Source organism: Spiroplasma syrphidicola EA-1 (genome assembly GCF_000400955.1).
Classification (GTDB): Bacteria; Bacillota_I; Bacilli_A; order Mycoplasmatales; family Mycoplasmataceae; genus Spiroplasma; species Spiroplasma syrphidicola.
Genome location: NC_021284.1, coordinates 611,548 through 637,539, shown reverse-complemented (window position 1 = coordinate 637,539; position 25,992 = coordinate 611,548). Strand labels below are relative to the sequence as shown.

Genomic DNA, 25,992 nt, shown 5'->3' with positions numbered 1-25,992 from the left:
AAGGTGATTATATGGAAGAAAATAAACAACTTAATGAACGCCAACTTAGCAAGTATTTGCAAAAAATGATTAGTTTAAAAACAATTGAGCTAAAACTAATTAACGCAAATATTAGCGAGCTTGATGTAACTAATTATTTATTACAAGTAATATTACCTGATCGAAAAATTACAGATGTTAGTGAAGGGGCATTTTATATTTTTAATATTAAAATTAACCGGATTATTGAATTTATGAATAACCAAAAAGTGATGGACAAAAATATTTCTTTAGAAGAATTTGAAGATATGTTTAAGAAATAATTTTAATTATAGTGTACAATATAAATAGCAAAATCAAAAAAGAAAGAATTGTGGTGTTAAAATAGTGCAACAGGTAGAACAAACAAAAAAAACTAAGAAAAGCCCAGTTGATAAGAAAAAAATTACTAAATTAATTGCTCGAATTTCAATATTAGTTTTATTTGCTGTTGCTATTATTGTTGGTTCTTTTTTTTCTGCCGATAATTTCCGTTATCAGTACAAAACGGGGATAGCTTATTCTGGTGGATACCAAGTTCAAGTTGATGTTTATGATCATTCCGTAACTAATCCTGACCCTAATACTCCAAATGGAAATAGTGAAAAAGGTTTAGAATTATTGAAAGCCAAGTTAGACCCTTTAAATAATTCTAATTTATATTTACAAACATTAGGGAAACATAGTGTTGAAGTCATGATTGGTAAAAATAATTTCACTAATTTTAATGATTTAATTAATAATATTCAACGTTTAGGAGCAATTTATTTAACTGATAGTACAGGAAAAGATTTATTGGTTAAAGATAATGAAAGAACACCATTAAGTGATGTTATTTCGGGCTCAACAACAGGGGTTGACCAAGCTCGTAATCCAGTTATTACTTTACAAATCAAAGACCAAGTTAAGTGAAATGAAATTATTAATTCACTAACACCAGAACAAGGTAATGCACAACCATTGTATATTTGAACGGATATTGGTCAATTTATTGATGATTTACGCCATGATACTGATAATATTGAAATTATTCGTACTGCTTTTAATCAGTTAAGTTTAGCTGCCGATAATAATGTTTTAAAAATTTTTAATTTTGAATATTATGATGCTGGAACATCTAGCACAAAACGCGATAATCTCTTAACAACTTCATTATTTGGAGCCCAGTTAGTTGAAGTTATGAAAAGTGAGAAATTTACTTTTCAGGATGTTAAACATAATGATTTAATTATTGATCCAAACGATAAAGCGGCAATTTCAAATATTTATCTTGATCCAATTCGTCCAAAATTAAAACAGATTATTGACTATTCAAAAAAATTAACAGATAAATATAAAAAATATTTAATTAACTGAGATTCAATTAATAAAGGGGTTGGAGCAGGGGCTAACTCAAATACAATTCAAACAACAACTGCGACCGAAGCAAAACAAATTAGTAACTTAATTAATGGTGGGCTAAGTGGTTATGCCTTTGTAATTTCGGGATACCGTGAAATTGATCCAGTTGTATCACAACCAATCTTTATTATTTCAATGGTAATTCTTGGCGTTTTAACGTTAGCAATCTTTGTTTATCTAATAGTTTACTATCGTTTATTTGGTTTTATTGGCGTTTTAACATTAGCCTTTACGATTATTTTAACGCTATATTTTTCATCATTACTAGGGGTTCAAATTTCTCCTGAAAGTATTTCAGCATTAATTATTGCTTTTGGAATCGGATTAGAAGGAAATATTCTATTTTATTCTCGCTATAAGCGTGAACGTTATGAAAATGGTGTTCCCTATGAACCAGCGGTTAAGATTGCTAATAAACAAACAATTGCCTTATTTGTTGATGCAGTTGTTGTGTTAATTATTTTAGGATTATCTTTATTCTGAGTTGGAACAAATAATATTAAATCGTTTGCAACAATTTTATTAGTTAACTTAATTATTGCAATGGTAATGGTCTTTGCTGTTGCACGATTATTATATTGAGTTGTAATTAAATTACGTTGACAAGAAAAATTTAAGTGATTAGATATTCCCCAATATTCATTTAATAAATTAATTTTGAAAAAGAAAAAAAACGGGTATTCTTATCATAGCGATGATAAATTATTAGCAACAGCAACAGCAACAGCAACAGTAGTTGGAAGTGAAACCCCAGCAAAAAGTGATGTGGTGGGGACAGAAACTCCAATTAATGATAGTTTGAAAAAAAGTAAAAAACCAAAAAAACTAACAGCGCGTTTTTACCACTTTTCAAAATGAACACCAATTGCTGGATTGATTTTAGTTATTGCCGCAATTATTATTGCTTTAACAGGAGCCGCTAATTTTGATAGTTCAATTAAAAAAGGAACAGAAATCACAATTGGAAGCGAATATTGACAAGATCATGAAAATGAAGAAAAAGCCAAAGCAGATTTAGCTAACCATCTTGATACCATCATTCGTGAACATAAAATAAAAACGAAATTTACTTATAACTTATATACAATTAAACGTTTAAATGATACAAAAGTTTTAGTTGTAAGTACAAATATTACTGGTTCTAACTATGCCCGAGCATTATTAGCTTCAATTGCTTCATATTATGGAGCATCAGCAGAAGATAGCGGAATTAATATGTATCAAACTAATCCAATTATGGAAGTAAAAGCTTTAATTATTACCCTAATTAGTTTTGCAATTGGAATTTTATGTATTTTTGTTTATACATTATTCCGTTTAGATTGAGCGCAGTTTGTTGGAATTGTTTTAGGAAGTTTATTTGCTTTATCAATTACAGTTTCAATCGCGATTATTTTCCAAATTTTAATTACTTTTGAAATGTTGGTTGCCTTTATTGCTATTTTTGGTTTTGCGATGGCAATTGGAACAATTATTATGGCTCGAGCAAAACAAAATAAACGAACAGTTAATAATGTTGAATACGAAAAATTCTTTAATTATATGTCAAAACATCATAACGCAGTTAAAAAACTACGTAATGAACCAAAACAGTATGTCAAAGCTGAAATTAAAGCCTTACGTTTAGCAAACCCGGAATTAAAACGTGGCGAATTTAAAGAGACTTTTAAAGCGCAAATTAAAGCGATTAAAACTCAAGCGGCTGAAATTAAAAAGAAAAATAAAAAAGAAATAAAAGTAATTAATAAAGAGTTCCATCAGTATGATCTAGCAAATAACTTTTTACAAAAAATTGCTAATATTACAATTAAACAAATGTTTAAACATTGTTTAACATTATTAATTATTTTAGGTTCATTATTATTAGTATTAGCAGCATTTTCAGGAAGTTTATTTGGCTTTAACTTGGTAATTTTCTTAGGAATTTTCTTTGGAATGTTTGCAACATTGTTAATTGGAATTCCAATTTGAGTATCATTAGAAAAATACCGTGCCTTAAATAAAATTCGGGTAAAAAATTACTTAGACTCACAACGAGTTGAAATTGATGAACAAATTGTCATCGGGATAAATGATTAAGGAGAGCATCAAAATGATTGATTTAAAAAAATATATTGTTAATGTTCCTGACTTTCCGACCCCAGGTATTAGTTTTAAAGATATTACCCCATTATTGAATGATGCTGGTGCTTTTCACTACGTAATTGAGGAATTTAGCCAGTTGGTAAAACAATTAAAACCAACCGTAATTTTATCCCCTGAAGCAAGAGGTTTCTTGTTCGGGCCGGCGGTTAGTTTTAATAGTAATGTTGGTTTTGTCCCTGTTCGTAAACCAGGAAAGTTACCCCGGACTGTTGTTCGCAAAAATTATAGTTTAGAATATGGCGAAAATATGTTAGAAATGCATCTTGATGCAATCAAACCAAATGATCGGGTTTTGATTATTGATGATGTTCTTGCCACTGGGGGGACTGTTAAAGCAATTTGTGACTTAGTGGAAGAACAAGGAGCAACGGTTGTTGGTTTAGGATTTTTAATTAATTTAACTTCCGTACCAAAAGATTCAGGGTTATTAAAATATTCAACAACATCATTAGTTGAATATTAAGCTAAATAAGTATATAATTATAAACGCTATTGTTATGTAAGTAAAAGAGGTGTTTATAGTGGATCAGAATATAAAATTTGAAGATGTCTTAGCACAAATTAAACTCTATATTAAAGATGAAAAGAGTTTAAATGAAATTGTGAAAGCTTATGAATTTGCCGAAGAAAAACATCGTGGCCAAATTCGTAAAAGTGGGGCACCTTATATTATTCATCCATTATGAACAACCTTTTTTTTAGCCCAATGAAAAATGGGGCCAAAAACTTTAATTGCCGGATTATTACATGATGTTTTTGAAGACACCCCTGCGACTTATGAAGAAATGCAAAAACTGTTCGGCCTTGAAATTACTAATTTAGTTGAAGCAGTAACAAAAGTTAGTTATTTTGCAAAAGAAAATCGTACCCAAATTAAAGCCCAATATTTACGAAAGCTTTATTTATCAATGGCGAAAGATATTCGGGTAATTATTATTAAATTAGCTGATCGTTTACATAATTTACGAACAATTAATTTTTTATCCCCTGAACGCCAACAAATTATTGCTAAAGAAAGTTTAGAAATTTATTCAGCGATTGCCCATCGTTTAGGGATGAAGGCAGTAAAATCAGAGATTGAAGATTTATCATTTAAAATTTTAAACCCGCAAGAATATAATAAAATTATTACTTTATTAGAAACAAGTAATAAAGAACGGGAAAATACTATTAACAAAAAAATTGAGGAATTGAAAGACATTTTAATTAACCAGAAAAAAATGGATGTTAAGATTTATGGTCGCAGTAAATCAATTTATTCAATTCATCGAAAAATGAATCAGTTTGGAAAGAATTTTGATGATATTCATGACATCTTAGCGGTAAGAATTATTACTAATTCAATTGACGACTGTTATAAAGTATTAGGGTTTGTTCATCAACAATATACCCCATTAAATAACCGTTTTAAAGATTATATTGCCACGCCAAAACATAATTTATATCAATCTTTACATACAACAATTGCCGCTGAAGATGGTTCAATTTTTGAAGTTCAAATTAGGACAGAAGAAATGGATGAAATTGCTGAACAAGGGGTAGCTGCCCACTGACGCTATAAAGAAGGCGAAAATTATGATGTGCAGAAAAAACAAAAAGACATTGATGATCGGCTAGATATTTTCAAGCGAATTTTAGACCTTGAAAATTTAACCGTTCATGAACGCGATGAAATACAGCAAGAAGTTTATAAGCCTGACCAAGTAATGGAAGAAATTATTCAAAATGATATTTTTGCTTCGTTAGTTTATGTTTTAACTCCCAACGGGAAAGTTGTGACATTACCATTTGGTTCAACAGTATTAGACTTTGCCTATAAAATCCACTCTGAAATTGGGGAAAAAACAATTGGGGCCAAAATTAATGGGTTATTTTCCCCAATTGCAACCGTCTTAAAATCAGGAGATGTTGTTGATATTAAAACATCAGTGACCCAAAAACCAAATCATTCCTGATTAGTGATTGCCAAAACTTCATCCGCTGTCCAAAAAATTCGGAAATACTTAAAAAAAGAATTAGTTGAAACAAGTGGTGATTTAAAAACACAAAACTTGGAGAAAATTAAAACCGCTAAAGCTCAGATTGAAGAATATATTGGTAAAAAAGATTTAAAATATAAATTAGTTGATGCTGACACACAATTAGAACGGCTACGCGAAATTGACTATACAAATATTGAAGATTTCTTATTAGATGTCGCTAATGATGAATATACAATTGAAGAAGCAGTTAATTTAATTTATTATGATCCTGATACAAATCAAAATCAAAAGATTTTGAAAAAGTTACAGGATAAAAAATATAAAAAAGCGCAATTAAAAGATGACATTATTGTCCAAGGAATTACAAGTATTAAAGTTATTATTTCACAATGTTGTTTACCAATTCCTTATGAAGATATCGTTGGTTATGTCTCAAAATCAGAAGGAATTAAAGTGCATTTAAAAGAATGTCATAATATTCAAAGTGAAGATAAACAAGAACGTCAAGTTGATGTTGTTTGAAATGAACTTGTATGTAAAAATAAACAATATGATTGTGGGATTAGAATTGAAGCAATTGATCGCCCAGCATTATTAGCAGATATTACGAAAGTATTAAGTCATTTAAATGCTTCAATTCAGATGATTAATGCAAATACAAGTAGTGATTTAATGACAATTTCAATTAAGTTAATTATTAAAGTTGCTAATGTTGATCGTTTGCGCCAAATTCGCTCGTCATTATTATCAATTCCCGATATTAAAACGGTTGAAAGAATTTTAATGTAGTTTTTTCGTAATAAAATATGGTATTATTTTAGTATAGTTTCAATTAATATTGTTTTGAAGGTTGTTATAATAAACAGTGGAGCTTTAAAAATAGATTTTTGGAGGAAGTTATGTCTATAAAAACGTGAATTAAATTTAGTGCTGTTTGAGCAGTAACATTGTTAACAATTTTGTTATCAGTTGTCTTTATTCCTGTTTTAAATGGTCAAGTTGGTGATATTAAAGCCGCTGCCATTACTGCCTTGAGTATTCCGGGATTAACAAATAATCCGTTAGCAAATCTTAGCAATAATAGTGCTTATTCATTACTTAATTTTTTATTATCATATTCATCATTTGAAGGAATTTTTAGTTTACCAGGGCTAGGTTTATTTAAGTTTTGATCATTATTGTTATACATTTTTTTACCAATTTTTACCTTAATTGGGGGAGGATTAGCAATTTTTGTTATTACGTTATCAATTATCAATAATCAAGCAAAATGAAAAAATGAGCGATTAGTTAAAATAACATTATTATCAAAACGAATCACTGGGATTATTACTTACTTATTATTATTTATCGGACTATTTTTGATAGCAATTCAAGATAATTCAGCTTTTAATAATAGTCAAAAATTGGCGTGATATAATTTATCTGCTGATGGCAATATTGTTACTTTTGAAAATGGAACAACTTTTCACCCAACAATTTTTTCAATTGTGGGATTGGTGATTAATCAATTTGGTTTAAATCATTTCTTTAGTAACCAAACTGCTGTTTTACAGGCGGGAATGGTTATTTTAATCTTTTTAACACCAATCTTTTTTGTAATTTACCTTGTTAGTTTAATTATTAATCAAGCGGTACGGGTAGTTACTCCACAATCATTATCTTATGGTGGCGCAAGTAGTTTCAGCCAATGATTAGGTTTTGTCAATATTAGTTCAAGACGTGAATTACGAACAAGATTAGGAAGTAATATTGGAATGATCTTATTATTCTTTGGGTTTATTGCTGTCATGATTTTCCCAACCTTTATTCCTTTAAATGGTTTTCAAACTGCAAACTATGTTATTATCGCAATTGCCTTAGTTTTAATTTTTACCAGTTTTTTCCCATTGTATTTTATGTTGTATCGTTTAAAAAACTTACGTCGCTTTTCGTATAATTTATTAATGTTTATTCAAATGCTAGTATGATTAATTATTGGTGTTGTTTGACAGTTAGTATTAATTATTGCCTTCCAAAAATATTTCCAATATCCAGCCTATATTTCAATTATTACAACTTTTATCTTTTCATTAATTTTGGTGATATCATTTTTACTACTTGTCCGTGGTCACAGATAAAAACTGCTTGGCAGTTTTTTTTTTTTTTTTAAGTTCTGGGGCGATAACAAAATTAACCGTTTTTTTCAGCCCTGAATATGCTATAATTCTTATGATTATTTTATTTAACAAACAAAGAAAGGGTTCTATATGAAAAAAATAACATCAAATCAAATTCGTGCTATGTGAATCGAATTTTTTAAAAGTAAAAACCATTTTGAATTAGCACCATGTTCATTAATTCCAATTGATGATGATTCATTATTGTGAATTAATTCTGGAGTTGCAACGTTGAAACCTTATTTTGATGGTCGCAAAACACCTCCAGCACCACGTTTAGTTAATTCACAGAAATCAATTCGGACAAATGATATTGAAAATGTTGGTTACACGGCGCGCCATCATACTTTATTTGAAATGCTAGGAAATTTTTCAATTGGGGATTATTTCAAACCAGAAGCAATTGCTTTTGCGTGAGAATTTTTAACAAGTAAAGAATGAATTGGATTTGATCCGGAAAAACTATATATTACAATTTATAAAGAAGATAAAGAAGCATACGATATTTGACATAATAGCATTGGGATTCCAGACGAAAAAATAATTTTAGGAGATAAAGACACTAACTTTTGAGAAATTGGAGCGGGACCATGTGGACCAAATACAGAAATTTTTTATGATCGTGGCGAAAAATATGATCCGTTAAATTTAGGTATTAAATTACTACAAGAAGATATTGAAAACGACCGTTATTTAGAAGTTTGAAATATTGTTTTTTCCCAGTTTAATAATAATGGCGCTGGGGAATATAGCGAATTACCACGGAAAAATATTGATACGGGGGCTGGCTTAGAACGAATTGTTTCAATTGTTCAAGAAACACCAACTAATTTTGAAACTGATTTATTTATGCCGTTAATTAAGAAGGTTGAAGAATTAATAAATCACCGTTATCAATATGATATTAATAACTTTTTTGTCCCTAAAGACGATCAAACTAAAATTAATACAGCTTTTAAAGTTATTGCTGACCATATTCGTGCTGTTACTTTTGCGGTTGCGGATGGGGCTTTTCCTGGTAATAAAGATCGTGGCTATGTTATTCGCCGCTTAATTCGTCGCGCAAGTTTATATGGAAAAAAACTAGGATTAAACCAAGCATTTTTATATTTACTTGTTGATGTTGTGATTGAAATTATGGGGGATTTTTATCATTATTTAATTCCAAAAGCAGAAGTTGTTAAAAAAGCGATTTTTGATGAAGAAGAGAAATTCTTAAAAACATTAGAACAAGGTAGCAAGTTATTTAATGAAGTGAAAGATAAATACCACCAAATTTCAAAAGAACATGCTTTTCGGCTATTTGAAAGTTATGGATTCCCAATCGAACTAATTGAAGAAGAAGCAAATGACGCTAATATTAGTGTTGATGTCAAAGGTTTTTATGAATTACTAGATAAGGCGCGAACATTATCTCGTACTAATCGTAAAGATGTAAAAGCAATGCAGTTGCAGTCAGAAATTTTTACAACATTAGATGTTAATAGTACTTTTGTGGGTTATGACCAAGATGAAGTTGAAGGGGCAAAAGTAGTTTTCATGTTTGCCAATGATATTGTTGTTAATGAATTAACTGATTGTGAAGGTTATATCATTCTTGATCAAACCCCATTTTATGCCGAAAAAGGGGGGCAAGCTAGTGATAGCGGTTTAATGACAAACGATAAAGCCACAATTCAAGTCATAGATGTGCAACAAGGTCCAAATAAGCAACATCTACACTATGTTAAAGTAACAGGAACAGTAAAATTAAATGATTTAGTTAATGCAACAATTGATCGTGATAAAAGATTTTACACACGTAAAAATCACTCAGGAACACATTTACTACACGCTGCTTTACGAGAAGTGTTAGGTAATCATGCAATGCAAATTGGATCATATAATGATGAAGAACGCTTAAGAATTGATATTAGTCATAATCAGCCAATTAGTGCAAATGATCTACAGTTAGTAGAGCAATCAGTTCAAAACGCAATTTTAGCCCAGATTCCTTGTGAAGTTATTTATACTGATTTAAAAACAGCCCTTGAAGAACATCATGCTTTAGCTTTTTTCACGGAAAAATATGATGCAACAGTTCGAATTATTAAATTTGGGCACTATTCTTGTGAATTATGTGGGGGAACACATGTTACTAACTCTGTTGAAGTAGAAGACTTATTGGTAACTGGTGTTGAATCAAAAGGGGCTGGAACATTCCGAGTTCATGCCATCACTTCCCATAAGACAATTGCGGCTTATGTTAATGATCAATTTCAAAAAGAAATCCAAAGTTTAAGTAATTATTTTGATAAATATAATCAAGAAAAAAATCTTCTTAACGATGAACAATTAGTAGCTTTGGCTGAAAAAATTAATAATTTAGCGGCGAATAAAAATAATTTTGATGTTTTAAAAAATTTAGCAGGGCTTTATAAAGAACAATTTAAACAATGACAAAAAGAACTCGAAGAGTTAAAAATCAAAACGGTGTTAACTAAATATCATGCTTTACCAATAACAACAATTGGGGATATAAATCTGTTAGTTTATCAAACCCCAGAAGAATTATCAATTCCAGCTTTAAAAATGTTAATCGATGATTACAAAGCTCGTTTTAACAAAATTATCGCTTGCTTAATTGATGACAATAATCCCCAACAAGCAAAACTTGTTGTTGGAGTTAGTCATGATTTAACTGAACAGTATCAAGCAAATAAAATTGTTAAAAATCTTTGCCAATTATTAGAAGGCAATGGGGGAGGTAATGCTGGCTTAGCGCAATGTGGCTTTAAAAATGTTCCTGCCTTAGCGGAATTTTTAGCTAACCCAATGGCGGTCTTTGAACAATAATGGCATTTTATTTAGCATTAGATATTGGTACTAAAACAATTGGGCTAGCGTCTAGTCATGGGGTTATTGCCAGTGGCCGGGGAACTTATTATTTTGATGAGCAAGATTTTAGCAAAGCAGCAAATGATATTTATCAGATAATTGTGGCGGAAAAAGTAACCGATTTAATTGTTGGGTATCCAAAAAATATGAATAATACAATTGGCCCTCGGGCTGTGATGGTTGATGATTTTTTAGCAATTTTAAAATCATTGTTAAGGGTAACAATTAACATTCATCTTGTCGATGAGCGGTTAACAACAAGATTATCCAACCAAATTATGTTAGAGGCAAATTTGTCACGGCAAAAACGAAAAACAAAAAAAGATAGTCTTGCTGCTCAACTAATTTTAGAAACATTTTTGCAGCAGCAAGAAAACATAAAAAGGTAAATTATTTTACTTTTTTTTATTATTTTCAGAATTTTTTTTTCAATAATTAATGATAAGATTATCTATAGAAAGGAAGTTTATAATAATGCATTTTCATTCATGTCGAAAAATCGACCAAAAACGTTGAAATTACCATGAAATTATTACCAAGTATAATATTAGCCCAGAGGATGCAATTGGGTTATGAATTGCTGATTCTGATTTGCCTCTGCCCCGAAAAATTGTTCGTGGTATTGTCAAAAGGGCAAAGTATCCTTACTATGGATATCAAATCTTACGTAAAGATTTTGCGGAAAATTTATTATTATGACATCAAAAAACAAAAGATGTCGAACTTTCTTTATCAAATTTCTTTTTCACACCAAGTACAGTTTTTACTGTTGCCACGATAATTGAAGCCTTGACAACATTTAAAGATAAAATTTTAATTTGTACGCCAATTTATGAACCGTTATTTCACACAATTGAAGTTTTAGACCGTAAACCAGTTGTCGTTCCGTTAATTGTTGAACAAAATCAAATTACATTTGATTTTGTTGCATTACGAGCTAAAATTAAAGCAGAAAAGCCAAGGGCTTTTGTTGTTTGTTCACCACTTAATCCTGGGGGGCGGATTTGAACAAAAGAAGAAATGAGTGAAATTGTTAAAATTTGTAAAGAAAATAGTATAATATTAATTGCAGATGAAATTCATGGGGATATAACTTTATATCAAAATCAGTTTATTTCATTTTTAAAATTTTGGGAAGAATATGATAACATTATTGTTGCTAGTTCAATTAATAAAACGTTTAATTTAGCTGGGATTCATAATGGTTGGGGGATTGTCAAAAATCCAGTTGACCAAGCAAAAATAGCTACTATTCTTGATCAACGTCATATCTCATCTTCTCCAAATATTTTTGCCCAAGCGGCATGCATTAGTTGTTTTAAATATGGTGAAAAATATTTACAAACATCAAAAAAAATTTATCAACAAAATCTTGAGTATATTATTAATACTTTTAAAGAACAATGTCCAGAATTAGTCCCAATAATTCCGCAAGGAACATTCTTATGTTGCATTAATTTTGAAAAAACCGGGATTTCTCATCTCGAAATGATGGATTTATTAATTAAAGACATTAAAGTTTTACCACAATTTGCCGAGGATTTTGTTGATTCATGTCATTGCTTCTTCCGGTTAAATTTAGCAATTAAACCAAAAGTAATGGTTGAAGTTTGCCAACGAATTATTAAAATAGTAAATGAGTTTAAAAAAACAGAAGGAGAAATTATCAATGAAAAATAAAATGATCAATTCAGATTTAGCTCCCGCCGCAATTGGGCCATATTCACATGCCGTTTTAGCAGCAAATGGGACCCTTTATATTTCAGGTCAATTACCAATTGATCCTAAGACTGGCAATTTTGCTGGTGATGATATTGTATCTCAAACCGAGCAAGCGTTACAAAATGTTTTAGTAATTTTACAAGCAGCTAAGATGACAAAAGAAAATGTTTGTAAAACAACGGTATATTTAAAAGATATGAATGATTTCACTAAAATGAATGAAGTATATGCTGATTTTTTTGGTGATATTAAACCAGCTCGCGCTGCTTTTGAAGTTGGTAAATTACCAAAAGATGCAAAAGTAGAAATTGAGGTTGTTGCCTGCTAATGAAAACAATTATTATTGGTGGAGCAGCCCTTGGGATGGGTGTTGCTGCGCGCTTAAAACGTAATGATCCAACAATGGAAATTGTTGTTTATCAAAAACATAACTATGTTTCCTTAGGAGCTTGTGGTCTTCCTTATTTTGTCGCTGATAATTTTCAAGACCCTGATAAATTAATTGCGCGCCAAATTAGTCAATTTGAAGCAACAGGGATTATTATTCATCCAAATAGTCAAGTAACAAAACTTGATCCGAAAAATAAAATGATTACATTTCTTGATGAAAATCAAGTTGAAAAAACCGATTTCTATGATGAAGTCGTAATTGCCACAGGAGCACGACCAATTGTTCCTAACATTATGAATGTTAATCATCCAAAAGTGTTTACTTTAACAACGCTAGAAGATGGTGTTCGTTTTAAAGAAACCTTAGCTACAGACCAAACAATTCAAAAAATCGTTGTGATTGGGGCTGGTTTCATTGGGTTAGAAATGTGTGAGACCCTACGACATTTGCAAAAAGATGTCACATTAATTGAAATGGCAAATAATGTTGTTTCGAAACAATATGATGAAGAAATTAGTGCCATGATTAAAGCCGAATTAATTAAAAATGATGTTGAAGTATTATTAGAAGAACAAGTGACAGAAATTTTAGTTAAGGACAGCGAAATAGTTGGGGTTAAATTAGCAACGGGAAACATTGTAGACTGTGATGCAGTATTATTAAGTGTTGGTTTTATTCCAAATACTAGTTTTTTACAAGAAACAGGCTTAAAAATGCTAACAAACCATGCAATCGTTGTTAATGAACACGGTCAAACAAATCTTGCTCATGTTTGAAGTGGGGGCGATTGTGCTACTTCAAAAAATTATTTAACGGGGGAAGACATTTACAGCCCCTTAGCAACTGTTGCTTCAAAAATCGCCCGGGTAATTGCTGATAATATCACTGGTAAACCAGCAAAATTTGTCGGATCATTACAAACAGCAATTATTCGAGTTTTTGGGGTTGAAGCTGCTCGCACGGGTTTAACATCTGTTGAAGCCCAAGCAAAAGGCTATGATATTAAAACTGTTTTGATAAAGGATAAAGATCGAACACATTATGTTTCTAATCAAGGAGAACTAATGTTAAAGTTAATTTATGATCAAAAAAATGAAATAATATTAGGAGCCCAAATGGTTGGAAGCAATCAAGCGGTCTTACGAATTTATGGTTTAGTTGCAATTATATGGAATAAAGTTAAAGTTGATAGTATTTTAGAACAAATTGACTTACCATATGCTCCACCATTTTCTCGGACAACTGATATTATTCATATTGCAATATCAAAATTATTAAAATAAAATAATAGCGAAAAGGAGAAATAACAAAAAATGACAATTAATTTATTAGCAGATAATGCAGGGTCTAGTATTCTAAATGACTTTTTAGCGTTAGGGTCTTGGCAGACACTTGTTGCTGTACTTGTTTTTTATGCAGTTATCATTCCATTTTTTATCCTAATTAATCGTTATAAAGTTAAATTTATTTATCGAATTTTAATGGGATTAGGAATTGGGTTAGTTTTCGGGATTGTTATCCAAGCAATTATTGGTTTTCCCCAAACAGCTGAAGGCTTAAAAGAACATACTTGAGTAATGCAATTTAATATTTGAGCAAACTTATTAAAAGAAATCTTTATTAATGGAATTTTATTATTAACAGTTCCAGTCGTATTTTTAGCGATTTTCCGAATCACTGCTAAACCAGGGCAAAAAGGAATTGGCCGTATTACTTTAAAAGGAATTGGGTTATTATTATTAAATGTAACTTTTGCCTTTATTATAACTTTCTGATTAGGAATTTTATTTAAAGTTGGCGCTGGAATGGATCTTGATTCACAAGTTGAAGGAAATGATCCAAATGGTAACCATGAAACAAAACCATTACCACAAATTATTTGGGATTATATGCCTAAAAACTTTATTGGAGCATTAGCTTTAGGAGTTATTATTCCCGTGATGGTTTTAGGAGCAATAACAGGGCATTCGGTTAAAATGCTAAACAAACGTAAACCTGAACAAATGGCACGAATTCGTAATGCAATGGATACAGGTTGAGATTTAGTTATTTCAATGTTAATGACATTTATGAAAATCATGCCAATTGCCGTTATTTCAATGATTACAACAGCAATTACTTCACGACCAATTGGAGCCTTAGCAACAATTGGAAAAGTAATTGGATTAGGATACTTATCATTATTAATTTCTGTTGCCTTCTTAACATTGATGTTATTCTTATTTGGTTTCCGTTTGAAAGGATGATGAAAAGCAGCTTGAAAACCATTGGTACAAGCGTTTGCAACCCAATCTTCAAATGCAACATTACCTGTTGCAATGGAAACATTGAAAGATGATATGAAAGTTGATGATAAAGTTGTTTCAACAATTGCGCCACTTTCGACATCGTTAGGTCTGATGGCCTGTGCTGGGGTTCAAGCGGGCTTAGTTACTAGTTTTTTATGAACTGGTAGTGATAAAATTGCAAGTGGCTTTAGTGGTGGCTTAGCAGTCTTCTTTATTATGTCTTTAATTATTTGTTTAATTGCTTCATTAGGAATTGCCGGAATTCCCGGAACAGCCGCAGTTGTTACTAGCGGGGTTTTAGGTGGTTTAGGATATGCTTCTATGTTTGGACCAGTTTATGCAATTATTGGGGCTTTAGATGGCTTATTTGATATGGGTCGAACAGCTGTCAATGTTGTCGCCGGAGTAGCTGTCGCCTCCATGACCGCGAAGACGGAAGGGTTGATTGGCGAAGATAGTGAAATTCTATCAGCTAAACAATTAGCAAAACAAAAAGAAGTTTTATCAAACCGAATTAAAAAAGATGATTTAAAAGAAGCAAAACAATTAGCTTTAAAAGAAAAAATGGCGGCGAAAAAAGCCAGACATGCGAAATAAAAAATTAACATAATTATGTTAATTTTTTTTATTTTAGCCGGAGATAGGAAAATAAGAAATTGGTAAATGTTGGAATATCTTCTTGAGGTCCTAAAAACCCTTATTTTATTGCGTTTTTTAGGGGTATTTTTCAACTTTTCCCCTTATTTTTATTGGTAATTAATTGTATCATTTTTTTCAAAAAAATGATATAATTTATTTAGAAATTTTATTTATAGCAAATAGAGGTAAAGAAAATGAAAAAAAATCTTGCAATGATAAACAAAACAGAAGATATTAAGTTAGCAGAATTAAACAAACAATTTATCTTGCCAGATCAAACACCGGAAATGTCAAAAATTTTAATTAAAAGTTGAAAAGCTTCACAAGAATATCAAAAATTAATGAAAACAACAGACAAAAATTCAGGAAAAACAACAGATCTATCTCAAAAATACCAAGCGCAATATTTAAAATTTGTTAAAAACCTTTTGGGGGAAAAATTAACAGAATCGAAGGGAACAACAGCACCAACAAAACATTTACGTAACGAAAGAAAGTCAGAAAAAGTTTTGCATTCAAATGCTAGCCCACAAATTAAGAAAGTTAACCAAGTCCCGCTACCATTAATTAATAATAGTTCATCGGAAACTAATGCTTTTATGTTTAACGAAAAAATTAAATTAAGTGCCAAAAATAAAGGATTAAGTAAAACACAATTAGAATTATTAAAAAGCCGTAAGAATGGGAAAAAACAACTTAGCTTAAGCAATCTTAAGAATTTGAATGCTGAAACATCAAATGAAAACGTGCAGAAAAAGGATTCACTATCATCGCGGGTTGCTGATCAACCTCACACAAATTTTTTTGATGAAATGTTAGCAAATAATGATAACACTAGTTTGGAAAATAAGGAATTAGTATCATTTAATGAACGAATTAAATTAAAATCAAAAACATTTGGGTTAAATAAAACACAATTGGAATTATTAAAAAAACGAAATAATGATGTAAAAAACACTAGTTCAGGATATCCTCAAAGGTCAAAGACTTTAACATCAGGTGAAAATAGTCAAAAAGACGCCTCATTACCATCACCTTTTAATGAACAACCAACCACAAATTTTTTTGATGAAATGTTAGCAAATGAAGATAATGCTATTTCTGAAAATAAAGAAATTGTATCATTTAATGAACGAATTAAATTAAAATCAAAAACATTTGGGTTAAGTAAGACTCAAGTTGAACTATTAAAACGTCGTGATAGTGTTAAACCACAATATAATAATGATCGTCTTGCCAAGACTGGTGTAAAGACAAACCTGGAAGTTGAAACTCATCAGGAGCAAGAAAGTCTTAATAAAATTAATGTTATTAATCAAAACTTTAAGTTATCACCAGGACAGTTAAAATTAATTGCTGGTCGGGATTTAACTCCCCAACAATGAAAAGAATTTATTGGTTCATCACAAAAAAAAGGTGCTGAACCAGCTCCACGTCGTAAACGAGTGACAACTCAAGAAATTTTAGCGAAACAAAAACAAATTAGTGGTGCCGCTTTCAAAAATACCCTTGGTAAAAAACGGATTTTTGATGGCAAAGTTATTTCAAATTATATTGCTGAATCAACGGCGATTAAAACAGTTATTAAATCAAATCCTAATAATACAGAATTGGATAATAATAAGCTTTTAGAAATTAAGTCTTTGGTAATTTCAAATGAAGAAAAACTTAAAAAAGAGCAACAGACTATGGCAATGGCATCATCGATTTCCGATGACATTAAAGCTGAACCAAAAATAACTCTGGGTAAAGAAAATAAAGTTATCGAGGAAAAATATGTTTCAATTATTGATCCAAAAAAACGACCAAATTTAAAAAAATTAAAATATGGGGAAACATTCAATAATGCTAGCAAAGATAACGAACAAAATGATATTAAGCAAGTAGGGAAAAGAAGTTTAAGAAAAACAAAAAAAAGTAGTAAAAACATTGATAATGAGGAAAGTTTTGCTCCAAAAGAATTACCAGATTATCAAATTGACTATTTTAATTTAGAAAAACGACCCGACTTAGACAAGGATTTAACAAGAAATATTTATACCTATGAGGGTTATCATCCCAAAGAAATTCGCGAAATTGAACGCCAATATCTAAAAGAGGTAAATGAACAACAACAAAAAGAAAAATTAATTGCTAAGAATTTGAAAAAAACTGCTCGGCAACAAAAACATTTAAAAAATAAATATGTTAAACCACAACCATTACCTAAAATTTTAATTGATAAATATCAAAAAGAAGGGAAAAAGGTTATTAATGGGATGTTAATTGATGAATCAAAACCAAAAAAATAACTCAACTATTAAACAAACTATGATTAATGAGGTGAGATAATGAGCACGAAACAAAATGAGATGGAAATTCAAAAATTAATTAATAAGTATTTTGATGAAGTGATTACCTCAAGTGGAATTGATGCAACAAAACGACCAGATGTTGCTTTACAATGAGCCAAAGAAAAGGAACTGTGATCAAAAGAGCAAGACGCTGAATTACAGCGCCAATTACTGCTTCAACTTGAGCAAGCAAAATTAGCTGGAACAAATCAATCATTGATCAAAAAGCACTTAAAATTAAAAGATTTACAGCAAATTAGACTCCAAGAATTAAAGTTACGCGAAGAGTATTTAGCAACTTTAAATCAAAAACAAAAATTGCCGCGAATCACAAAAAAAGATTTAAATGCAGATGTTAAAATTAACCAAGATTCTGAACAATTAAACCAAGAAATAATGGCTTTAAAAAAGAAAAAAGCAGTTGATGATCAATCATATGGCACAATGTTTATGCAACAAATTGCTAAAACATTAATCGATGAATATGAAATGTACAATCAACCCCCGGTTGTTAAACTTCCTAAAGTGAAGAAAGTAAAAAAACCGCGAAAACTATTTACAAAAAAAATAGTTTATAAAAAAGGGCCACGGTCAAAATGATAATAATCACTTTGATTATTATTTTTTTATCCCTATTTTTAAGGATAAATAAAATAAGTATAATATTATAGATAATTTATAAAAAAAATCAACATTTTAGTAAAAACTATTTAAAAAAGATCAGAAATTTTATATAATATAATAGTGAATAAAAAGAGGGTAAAAAAATGGCAAAAGAAAAAAATAGTAATCAATTATTAACAGAAAATATTAATTATGGTAATATTATTGATCCTAATCGTGATCCAGCTGAGTTAGTCGATAAAAAATTAACTCCTGGGACAATTAAAGCCTTATTAGGAAAGCTTGATAAAAATAGTCAAGAGTTTAAAACATTACAAAAAAAATATCATGATGAAGTTGCTGGTACTAAAAAACCAGGTGTAATTCGCTTAAATAATGCTTCACATTGAGAAAAAGCCCGTACTAAGAGCCAGTTTATTAATCGCGATTATCAAAATGACTATAAAGAAAAAACTGAAACAAAACTTGCTTTATTAGCAAAAAAACCAGCAAAAAATGCTAAAACTGTTTCAACAGTTAGTGCTAATGAAACAATTAAATTATTAGAAAAAACTGCAAAGGTAAAAGAAAATTTAAATCCTAAACCAGTTAAACTGAAAGCTGTTGCTAAACCAAAAAAGGAGAAAAAAACCGGGGCAGCTAATTTAATTAAACCACCAGTTCACAACGAAAAAGAGGTTACTGTTGAATTAGCAAAACAATGAAACCAAGAAGTTGTTGGTAGTTATAGCGAAGGGCGAGGAACTAACTTTACTAACAAAAATAAAGGACAAACAAAACAGGAAAATAATGAAATTCAACGTCAATATCGCCCTGTTCTTGCAACACAATTATCACAAATTAAACGTAATGGCCTATCAATTGTTGATTTTATTATTGAACCAGATGATAAAATTGAAATTGAAAAAAAAGACGATGAAATTTTAGTTCATTTAGTAAAAGACCATAAAATTGAAATTGAATTTGATGAATTTTTTGCTAAACCAGAAGTTATTGAAAAACCAACGCCAGTTAAAGTAATTCGTAAAGAACAAAAACGTTTAACATTAGAAGAACACATGTTAAAACGCTTAGAAAGTAAAGCAAAAGTAGATAAACTAGAATTATTAGAACTACAACAGTTAAAAAATCTTCGTCATATTTTAGGAATTAAAGAAGGGGATTTTGAAACCCAACGAGAAATGACAAGATCGTTGCAAACAGAATTAATTGCGGAAATCTCAGAGATGGAATTACCAGATGCTGAAGTTTATAAACAAACAGATTACAATTATGTGTTTGATGCTGAGAAACGCCCTAATGTTGTTAAAAATAAAAAAGAAACATTTGAGCAACAAATTTTAAATTATTTATTAACAGTTCAAGAACAATATGACCAAGGTTATAATCGCCAAATTTCCCAAGAGTTAGCTGATTTTAATCAAGCAATTAATCAAACCAAATCAATGCTATTTAATGCAGATATTATTGAAAATCATAAACGTGCTAATAACCTTTTACGTTTATATGTTAAATTATTAAACCGTAAACAACAGTTAGAATTATTAATTTTAAATCGTCATTTATTAAAAAATACAGAGGTTAAAGCTGATATTGAAGGATTTGTTCGCTCGAAAAAAGAGTTTCAAAAGTTATTAATTCTACAAGAAACAATTAAAGACACTCGTCAACAATTAATTGAATTATTACAAGAACAAACGAAATTAGCAAATAAATTCCGTCAAGAAAACAAAAAATAGTTTATAATATTAATAAATAACAGGAAGTTATTTTTATTAAAAACAATCAGTAAATGAGGGATTATTTTGCCAAAATTAGAACTTAAAAGTCGACATGTTTACCGTCTTAAAGATGAGTCATTAATTTGTATTGATCGCAGTCATAAAAAAAGGTTATTTTTTAATTCACGTAATGAAAAAAGAAACTATTTATATTATCGAATATATTTTGAAGACCAAGTGGCAGATATTAAGCATCGTAAAGAATATGTGTTATTAAAAAATATTAAGTTAGATAATAAAGCTTTATATTTGTTTACTAATGAATTGTACCTCTTAGATTTAACCGAAAATCCTGAACCGTTAATTATTGACGAAGTTCATATTCGCTTAAATGATAATCTTCTTTCATATTCAAAAGAGTTAACCCAAGAATATAATAAAAACTTGCTTGAACAATTAATTAATAATGAAGAAGAAGAATATCGCCAAAAACGTACGAAACGGAAAAACCGCTAAGAAGAAACAATTGTTTCTTTTTTATTTTAAGGAGAATTAAGCCATGACTAAATATCGTTGAAAAAAAGCCGTAAATCAGGGTCGCCAAGCGTTAAAATTAGCGCCATTAACCTGAAAACTGGAATTAAAACCAGAAAAGTATCATGATTTGGATAAAGCCATTAAAAAGTACTTAAAAAACGTTAATTACTATTGATATTTTAAAAATGTCGCCTTTTATGATGAAAAAACAAACTTAACCTATTATTTACCCCGTCTGCTTTTAACCCGAAAACATTTATATGTTTTTAAAGCAAAAATAATTCCCTTAGAAGGTGAATTTACTTTAACCAATCCGGTTTGAAGTAAGGGTAATAAAAATATTAGTTCCCCAATTGTCACTCAACAATTTGTTATTAATCAAGTATTAGAACTTTTACAACAAAAACAGTTTTTAGCAACTTGTGTTATCAATTTACAATTATTAAAATACGCTGAGCAAACATCTTTTCAAGACATAACAAAATATAGTAATATTCATATTTTAAATACTCAAGAATTAACAGGAAGTGATATAATTAAGCATATCGAAAAATATGATGAACTAAGTTCAGATTATTTAGCTGATGAAACAATTTTTGCGTTACATAAGATTTTTACAGTCCATAGTAATAAAAAAAATCATCGGATCAAAAAACATTGATTATATTGTTTGTATCATTTAATTTAAAGGAGAATTATCGTGTCAAAACGAAAAGAACGCTTAAACGCTATTAACTTATTATATCGCCATTTTGTCTTAAATCATGATTTAACGATTACTCGTCAAGAAGCATTTGATTTTTCACAAAGTATTACAACTATTGAAGAAAGCAATAATTTTGAGCAACTATTAAAATACTTTGATGAAATTATTATTTTAATTAATCAAAATTTAGCGGAAGACTGAAATTTTGAACGCTTAAGTAATTTTCATAAGGCAACATTAGTTTATAGTACATATGAAATTAAATATTTAGCGGTTCCCCGGGCAGTTGTTATTAATGAAGCATTAGAAATATTAAAAAGATATGGTGAATTAACAGAACTGAATTATATTAATAAAGTTCTTGATCAAATTTAAGGTTAAATTTCCCCTTAAATGATTGGTAGTTAATTGTAGAAAAGAGGGAAAGAATGGCTAGTGTTAAAACATATACTGTTAGTGAAATTAATAAATATTTGAAAACCGTCTTAGAACAAGACAATAATTTAATTAACATTGCAATTCAAGGTGAAGTTTCAAATCTAACACGTCATAGTACTGGTCATCTTTATTTTACAATTAAAGATAAAGATTCCCAGTTAAAAGCAATTATGTTTAATTTTAATGCCAAAAATTTAAAATTTAATTTAAAAGAAGGTTTAAAAGTTGTCGCAATTGGAACAATTAAATTATATGAACCTTATGGCACTTATAGTCTCCAAGTCAATGTTTTAACGTTAGATGGGGTTGGTGAACTATATCAACAATATGAAGAATTGAAAGTTCGTTTAGAACAGCAAGGTTGATTTGATCAGTCCCTAAAGCAACCGATTCCACGCTTTCCAAAAAATATTGGAGTTATTACGGCCCCAACAGGAGCTGCTATTCGTGATATTATTACGACAATTCATCGTCGTTATCCCCAAGTTAATATTTATCTATTTCCTTGTTTAGTACAAGGCAAAGAGGCCACAAATGATATTGCAAATAAAATTAAGGGGGCTAATAATTTTGCTGTTAAATTAGATGTCTTAATTGTTGGCCGCGGTGGGGGTAGTATTGAAGATTTGTGAAGTTTTAATGAACTAGCAGTTGTTGAAGCAATTTATCAATCAGCAATTCCAATCATTTCAGCGGTTGGCCATGAAATTGATTTTACCTTGGCCGATTTTGTTAGTGATTTGCGGGCCCCAACCCCAACAGCGGCCGCTGAGTTAGCGACTCCGAATCAACAAGAATTATATCGTTATTTACAACAGCAACAAAAAATTTTAATTAGTATTATTAAAAACAATGTTGATAAAATCGCCCAGCAAATTGTTACGTATAAGAATAATCAAGTCTTAAAAAATCCTTTGCAAATTTATGAGCAAAAATTATATAGCTATCAGTTAATTGAAAATAAATTCGTTCATCTAAAAGAAACTTTTTTTAGTCATAATTTAAATCAAATTAAAAATTTTGAAACTAAAATAGTAACTTTAATAGCAAAGCTTTTAAAACAAAAAACCTATGATAAAAATAACTTAATAGCAAAATTAGATTTATTAAGCCCGTTAAAAACGTTAACCCGTGGTTATAGTATTACTTATTTAGAAGCAACAAAAAAAATTGTTTTTACAACTAATGCTGTTAAAAATAATGATAAAATTATCACAAGAGTTAATGATGGAATTATTTATGCCACAGTTGATAAAGTTGGGAAGGAAGAAAAAACGAATGGAACAAAAGAATAAATCATTTGAAGAAATTTTAGATGAGTTAAAAACAGTAGTCAGTGAACTTGAAAATAATCAGTTACCATTAGATTTAGCAATTGCTAATTTTGAAAAGGGGATTAATTTAACAAAACAAGCGGAACAACAGCTACAAGATATTAAGAACAAAGTAACAAAAATTGTGCAAGATAATAAAATTAGTGACTTTTCAGTGAATGAATAGGAGTTAAGATGGCCCAAATTTTTGAACGTAAAGGATGACTTAAAAAAAATAATCTGAAAATTTTGCACCGGTTAAATAAATTACAATTAAGCTGAATTATTTCTCGTCATTTTAAACCATTTGATAAAAAAGATTTAATTATTAAAAATTTTGTTTATTTACTGCGCTTAGCAAATTTAAATGAACAAGACTATTTTGATAGTATTATGTTAATTAAATTATTATTAATTTACTATCATCTTCAGCATGTTAAAAATAGTAAAGTTCAAGCTCAAGGAGAACAAATTTTAAAGGTCTTACAAGATTTAGGCGAAAAAGTAATTAATAATAAATTTGAATTTAATTGAGAAACAGAAATTTTTAAGCAAAATAATTTAAATAATAAAACAGAACGCTATTATAATTTTCACCAACTATATTCTATTATTGCCCAAATTTATGTTCAACCATTTTTACAACAAGATAATTATCAATTGTATTATAACTATGGTTATTTAGTTACTTTTTTAATTAATTTAACTGTTATGAAAAAGATTTTTAAAGATTATGAAAATGTTGATCTTTACAAAATTAAATTAAATGTTATTTGGGAATACCAATATGCCATTGCCAAAATTACGCCATTATATTTTAATCAATTTATTCAACGCAATAATTACTTTTTAAAAAAATACTAAGGAGTCACAAGAATGAAGTTAGCAGAATATTCAAATTTTAATGATTTAAAAAACCTTAAAACTAAAGCGTTAATTGAATTAGCTGCTGACCTGCGCCAAGAAATTATTGCAACAGTTACAAAAAATGGTGGCCATTTAGCTAGTAATTTAGGGATTGTTGAATTAACAATTAGTTTATTACAGAATTTTGATTTAGATAATAATGATATTATTATTTTTGATACTGGTCATCAAACTTATACTTATAAGATTTTAACTGATCGTAAAACAACATTTAAGACAATTCGGTTACGTAATGGTTTAGCTGCTTTTCAACATCCTCAAGAAAGTAAATATGATTTTTTAGCTAACGGCCATGCCGGAACAGGCTTGTCAATTGCAATTGGTTATAGTTATAATCCTAAGAATAATAATATTATTTGTGTTCTGGGTGATGCAGCATTTACAAATGGTTTAACGTTAGAAGCATTAACCCATTTAGGAACAATTGATAACAAAATTATTATTGTTTTAAATGATAATGGGATGAGTATTTCAAAAAATATTAATATTTTACATACAACTGTCAGCAAAGTGCGCCGTGGTTGATTCTATCGCTGGGGAGTTAAAATTGCAAAAGTAACAAAATACATTCCGCCCTTTACAATTTTTTGATTGGGATATTTATTAGTTGAAAAAATAGTGCGAGCCTTTGTCATTCCAAGTATTTTTGCTGGATTTAAACTAGATTATATTGGTCGGATTAATGGCCATAATTTTAAAGAATTAAAAAAAGGCCTACAAGCAGCAAAGAAAACCTCTGGATCAGTTGTCGTTCATGTTAACACGAAAAAAGGATATGGTTTTGGGTTGGAGCAAGAAGTCCAAGAGCGTTATCATTCTTATAGTTTAATTAGTCAAAAAGAACAAGAATGAAGTTATTATGTTGCCCAACAACTTGAAAGAAACTTTAATGACCAGGGAGAAAAATTTTATTTAATTTCCGCCGCAATGCAATCATCGCTATATCTCGAAGAATTTATGAATAATAATAAAAACTATTGTATTGATGTTGGGATGGCTGAAGAACATGCTGTGACCCTTGCCTCAGGATTAAGTCTTGATGGTCAAAAAGTTGTGGTAAGTATTTATTCAACTTTTTTACAACGTTGCTATGATCAACTTTTGCATGATATTATTCGTAATCATTTACCAGTTATTTTTTTAGTAGATCGTGCTAGTTTATCACCAGGGGATGGTGATAGTCATCATGGGATTTATGACGTTGGTTTTTTAAATAGTATGGGGGATTTAGCAATCATTGCCCAACCAGCAACTGATTTAGAATTTAATCAATTATTTGCTTTAGCTCTTAATAATAAAAGTAATCCATTTTTTATTCGCTATCCAAAATCAGGGATAACTTTTAACTCCCCAGATAATTTTGTTCCTTTTGGGATTGGTAGTTGAGAATATCAAATTAAAATCCCACAAGCGCAATATTTAATTATTACTTATGGAAATAACGTTATTAAAGCAAAAACAGCAATTACAGCAAGTGAAGAGCAAAAGATTGATTTGGTAAATGCTCGTTTCATTAATCCAATCGATGAAACAATGCTAGCAGCTATTTTTAATCAGCGCTATAAAAAAATTATTATTTTTGAAGAAGTGTTATCTCAAACCGGATTGTATAGTAAAATTGCTAGTTGTTTTCCCGCTGATCAACAGTTTAATTTAGTCCATTATGGTTTTACCAATGGCTTAACAAATGATTATCCAGCGGATATTACAACAATTATTAAAAATTTGATTGGGAAAAACGAAAAACAGCAATAATGCTGTTAAAATTAAT

21 protein-coding genes are annotated in these 25,992 nt (G+C 29.7%); all 21 read left to right on the top strand.

Features of this window, described 5'->3' with window-relative positions; translation table 4 throughout:
* Positions 1 to 11: 11 nt before the first annotated feature.
* The 21 genes from SSYRP_RS02970 (at position 12) to SSYRP_RS02870 (ending at position 25,976) form a co-directional block, all read left to right on the top strand.
* On the top strand, positions 12 to 302 hold the full coding sequence (locus tag SSYRP_RS02970) for a hypothetical protein (RefSeq protein ID WP_016340829.1): 291 nt from the start codon (positions 12 to 14) through the stop codon (positions 300 to 302).
* Between the two features lie 64 nt (positions 303 to 366).
* The gene (locus SSYRP_RS02965; protein WP_016340828.1) at positions 367 to 3,498 is read left to right on the top strand and encodes a protein translocase SecDF, variant type; all 3,132 of its coding nucleotides are present in this window, start codon (positions 367 to 369) and stop codon (positions 3,496 to 3,498) included.
* A 13-nt stretch (positions 3,499 to 3,511) separates the two neighbouring features.
* On the top strand, positions 3,512 to 4,027 hold the full coding sequence (locus SSYRP_RS02960) for an adenine phosphoribosyltransferase (protein ID WP_016340827.1): 516 nt from the start codon (positions 3,512 to 3,514) through the stop codon (positions 4,025 to 4,027).
* A gap of 58 nt (positions 4,028 to 4,085) precedes the next feature.
* Positions 4,086 to 6,335 (top strand): RelA/SpoT family protein, encoded by a 2,250-nt coding sequence (locus SSYRP_RS02955; RefSeq protein ID WP_016340826.1) that lies wholly within the window; start codon positions 4,086 to 4,088, stop codon positions 6,333 to 6,335.
* 110 nt (positions 6,336 to 6,445) lie between these two features.
* A complete protein-coding gene (scm1, locus tag SSYRP_RS02950; protein ID WP_016340825.1) occupies positions 6,446 to 7,666 on the top strand; it encodes a motility-associated protein Scm1 in 1,221 nt (406 codons plus the stop codon).
* Between the two features lie 129 nt (positions 7,667 to 7,795).
* Positions 7,796 to 10,540, top strand: a complete 2,745-nt coding sequence (alaS, locus tag SSYRP_RS02945; RefSeq protein WP_016340824.1) for an alanine--tRNA ligase — start codon at positions 7,796 to 7,798, stop codon at positions 10,538 to 10,540.
* Positions 10,540 to 10,971: a Holliday junction resolvase RuvX gene (gene ruvX / locus SSYRP_RS02940; protein ID WP_016340823.1), complete on the top strand. Its 432-nt coding sequence runs from the start codon at positions 10,540 to 10,542 to the stop codon at positions 10,969 to 10,971. Before alaS ends, ruvX begins: the two co-directional genes overlap by 1 nt.
* Before the next feature lie 85 nt (positions 10,972 to 11,056).
* Positions 11,057 to 12,262 carry a MalY/PatB family protein gene (locus SSYRP_RS02935; protein WP_016340822.1) on the top strand — a complete coding sequence of 402 codons (1,206 nt, stop codon included), beginning with the start codon at positions 11,057 to 11,059 and terminating at the stop codon, positions 12,260 to 12,262.
* Complete coding sequence (locus tag SSYRP_RS02930; protein ID WP_016340821.1) at positions 12,252 to 12,632, top strand: RidA family protein; 381 nt, start codon at positions 12,252 to 12,254, stop codon at positions 12,630 to 12,632. Before SSYRP_RS02935 ends, SSYRP_RS02930 begins: the two co-directional genes overlap by 11 nt.
* Positions 12,632 to 13,978, top strand: coding sequence for a CoA-disulfide reductase (locus SSYRP_RS02925; protein WP_016340820.1), 1,347 nt, complete (start codon positions 12,632 to 12,634; stop codon positions 13,976 to 13,978). Before SSYRP_RS02930 ends, SSYRP_RS02925 begins: the two co-directional genes overlap by 1 nt.
* A gap of 30 nt (positions 13,979 to 14,008) precedes the next feature.
* Positions 14,009 to 15,580: a dicarboxylate/amino acid:cation symporter gene (locus SSYRP_RS02920; RefSeq protein WP_016340819.1), complete on the top strand. Its 1,572-nt coding sequence runs from the start codon at positions 14,009 to 14,011 to the stop codon at positions 15,578 to 15,580.
* Between the two features lie 236 nt (positions 15,581 to 15,816).
* Entirely contained in the window at positions 15,817 to 17,913 is a 2,097-nt protein-coding gene (locus SSYRP_RS02915) for a hypothetical protein (RefSeq protein WP_016340818.1), read from the top strand.
* Between the two features lie 39 nt (positions 17,914 to 17,952).
* Complete coding sequence (locus tag SSYRP_RS02910) at positions 17,953 to 18,558, top strand: hypothetical protein (RefSeq protein WP_016340817.1); 606 nt, start codon at positions 17,953 to 17,955, stop codon at positions 18,556 to 18,558.
* Positions 18,559 to 18,722: 164 nt separating this feature from the next.
* A complete protein-coding gene (locus tag SSYRP_RS02905; protein ID WP_016340816.1) occupies positions 18,723 to 20,318 on the top strand; it encodes a hypothetical protein in 1,596 nt (531 codons plus the stop codon).
* A gap of 66 nt (positions 20,319 to 20,384) precedes the next feature.
* Positions 20,385 to 20,816, top strand: coding sequence for a hypothetical protein (locus tag SSYRP_RS02900; RefSeq protein WP_016340815.1), 432 nt, complete (start codon positions 20,385 to 20,387; stop codon positions 20,814 to 20,816).
* A 43-nt stretch (positions 20,817 to 20,859) separates the two neighbouring features.
* A complete protein-coding gene (locus SSYRP_RS02895; protein ID WP_016340814.1) occupies positions 20,860 to 21,525 on the top strand; it encodes a hypothetical protein in 666 nt (221 codons plus the stop codon).
* Positions 21,526 to 21,537: 12 nt separating this feature from the next.
* A complete protein-coding gene (locus tag SSYRP_RS02890; RefSeq protein WP_016340813.1) occupies positions 21,538 to 21,918 on the top strand; it encodes a transcription antitermination factor NusB in 381 nt (126 codons plus the stop codon).
* Positions 21,919 to 21,971: 53 nt separating this feature from the next.
* Positions 21,972 to 23,276, top strand: a complete 1,305-nt coding sequence (gene xseA, locus SSYRP_RS02885) for an exodeoxyribonuclease VII large subunit (RefSeq protein ID WP_016340812.1) — start codon at positions 21,972 to 21,974, stop codon at positions 23,274 to 23,276.
* A complete protein-coding gene (xseB, locus tag SSYRP_RS02880) occupies positions 23,260 to 23,481 on the top strand; it encodes an exodeoxyribonuclease VII small subunit (protein WP_016340811.1) in 222 nt (73 codons plus the stop codon). The genes xseA and xseB overlap by 17 nt, the downstream gene beginning before the upstream one ends.
* An 8-nt stretch (positions 23,482 to 23,489) precedes the next feature.
* Entirely contained in the window at positions 23,490 to 24,158 is a 669-nt protein-coding gene (locus SSYRP_RS02875; RefSeq protein WP_016340810.1) for a hypothetical protein, read from the top strand.
* Between the two features lie 12 nt (positions 24,159 to 24,170).
* Positions 24,171 to 25,976, top strand: a complete 1,806-nt coding sequence (locus tag SSYRP_RS02870; RefSeq protein WP_016340809.1) for a 1-deoxy-D-xylulose-5-phosphate synthase — start codon at positions 24,171 to 24,173, stop codon at positions 25,974 to 25,976.
* The last annotated feature ends 16 nt before the right edge of the window (positions 25,977 to 25,992 follow it).